The sequence below is a fragment of the Paenibacillus sp. y28 genome, from assembly GCF_037137075.1.
Lineage (GTDB): Bacteria > Bacillota > Bacilli > Paenibacillales > NBRC-103111 > JBBBNV01.
The window spans coordinates 1-2,183 of sequence record NZ_JBBBNV010000076.1; the positions used below are offsets into that span (position 1 = coordinate 1).

A 2,183-nucleotide genomic window follows, 5' to 3' on the forward strand; every position below is an offset into this window, starting at 1 on the left:
TACCTTACGCAATTGGCGATGGTAGCCTTCAATCATGTTGGTTGTGTAGATCATTTTGCGAAGCTCTGGCGGGTACACCTGTATACTGCGGTCACGATAAAGATTTCGTGCTTGAAGTGTGGGGACCGGACTCCCTTTATCAATGTGTCGTCGAAGCATTGAAGACTAAAAAATATAAAGGAAAGTTGCTGGCTGAACAAGTGGACGGAGAAGTTTTTAGGTTGAACGCTTCCTCTGGAAACCGCATCGTTATTGTCAGGTGCGACAGAAGGGACTATGTAGATGGCTTGGATCGCGGAAAGCTTAAAGACCTAGCGGATGAACATCGAACCAACAAAATCGTCCGAAGCGTCGAACATGTTAAAGGGAGTCAGTTCATCACGTGCTCCTTGATCGAGATATTACCTAAAGACGACTGGAAAAAGCTCGGCGAAGGAACAGATCCCAAGCAAGCCGTACGCAAAGGGTTTCAATTAACGGGGAGAATCACTCAATTCGTCTATCCAGAGAAAGGTGCAAAAAAGTCTAAACGTAAGAAGGATAAACCTGAGTCAAGCTATATTCACAAAGTCTTCAACTGTATTTTGGATTTATTGGGGGATGCGGGAGTTATCGATTACAAGGCACATATGGATGTTAATGAACAACGCCCAATCATAGCCTATGATCTGGTTTCGGGTGATAAAGGAACTTATGCGTTTCTTACAAAATTTGAAGACGGTGTACTAACGGTAAAGAGCCGGGGCCTTGAAGAATGGTTGACTTTATCGGAGGCTGTGTTACAAACAGATCAATTTGATCCGCTTCCCAAAGCCCCGGATGCACAAAAGAAAGAAATAGCACGCTGGTTCGGAGAGCAGTTAAGAATGGAACGAATGAATGGCAAGGAGCCGATCGTTTTAGTTGAAGCGGAGCTTCGATATAAAGGGTTGGAGGGCATTCAAAACAACAAAATTGTCTGTGACAAGAACCCTGACTTACCCGGATTGAAACAGGACGATCAGGGGATAACCGTTATTCGTATCAATTCCAATGAGGATGTTCCAGCTTACGGTTTTCGCCCCATGTCTTTCTCTATTGGTGTCTATTCCGATAACGAGTCAGGACTGTATTATGGTGTCGGAACCAAACCCAAGACCCAGATGAATATTGCCAAAGCCATGACCAAGTACGATAACCCAGGAACAGCATTTCAACAACCCCGAGTTGTGGAATATATGCCATTAGGTCCGATGGATAGGCAAGATCGAGAGCGCTTGGCTTGGATGGTACATCGCTTACGGGAAGTGTGCATTACCTTCGAATCGACTTCGGCACAGCCTTATCCTTTGAAAATGACGAGTACGATAAAGAAATACTTAAAATTTAAGGAGTATGAGGTTACTGAAGCAGAGGCAGAGTTTTTGGAGTTGTAAGCGGGGGTGCAAAGAATGACAATGATTAAAGAACTGATTACGAACGATGAATTCGTCGGCTTCTATTTGCTGAAGGAACTGGAATTGAAGCAAACTAACACTTCCCCTGCAAAGGGTTACTTCGATTTGGCGCTGTGTGATGCCAGTGGCCAGCTACCTGCCAAGTATTGGGATGTGAAGGAAACGGAAAGAGACAACTTTTCTCCGATGACGCTTGTCAAGGTTCAAGGAATCGTTCAGTTATATCGGGAAAAACCGCAGGTTAAGATCTCACGGATTCGCAATGTAAGGGACGAGGATGGCGTGTCTCTAACCGATTTTGTTCGAGCTGCACCAATGGGATCTACGGAATTATTAGAAGTCATAAACAAAGTCCTTGAGAGTATTTCGGACCGGGTCATTCGTGATATTGTAGGCTTTTGCGTCGATAAGGTGAGAGAGAAACTGGCTCATTATCCAGCGGCCAAAATGCACCACCATGCTTACTTTGCGGGCTTGGCCTACCATATCGTTCGTATGCTAGAAATTGGTGAATTCCTATGTAAGCAGCGGTCATTCCTGAATGCAGACATGATCAAAGCCGGGATCATCCTACATGATATCGCAAAGCCAGAGGAAATGATCGCTCATCTCGGAGTCGTGTCAGACTACAGCATCCAGGGAAAGTTGATCGGTCATATTGCAATGGCAGCTAGTGCTTAAAATCTCAAATACCTCAACGTTAACAGGTTAATCTTACCAAGCGATGTGATACACTGAAAGCACGAA

General features: G+C 44.8%; 1 protein-coding gene and 1 pseudogene. Both read left to right on the forward strand.

Annotated elements, in window-relative coordinates:
• The first annotated feature begins 200 nt into the window (after positions 1-200).
• Positions 201-1,415, forward strand: a complete 1,215-nt coding sequence (locus WBG83_RS22250) for an RNaseH domain-containing protein (protein ID WP_336747577.1) — start codon at positions 201-203, stop codon at positions 1,413-1,415.
• 15 nt (positions 1,416-1,430) lie between these two features.
• Positions 1,431-2,111 (forward strand): annotated as a pseudogene (locus tag WBG83_RS22255) (phosphohydrolase); the annotation flags it as partial.
• Between the last annotated feature and the right edge of the window lie 72 nt (positions 2,112-2,183).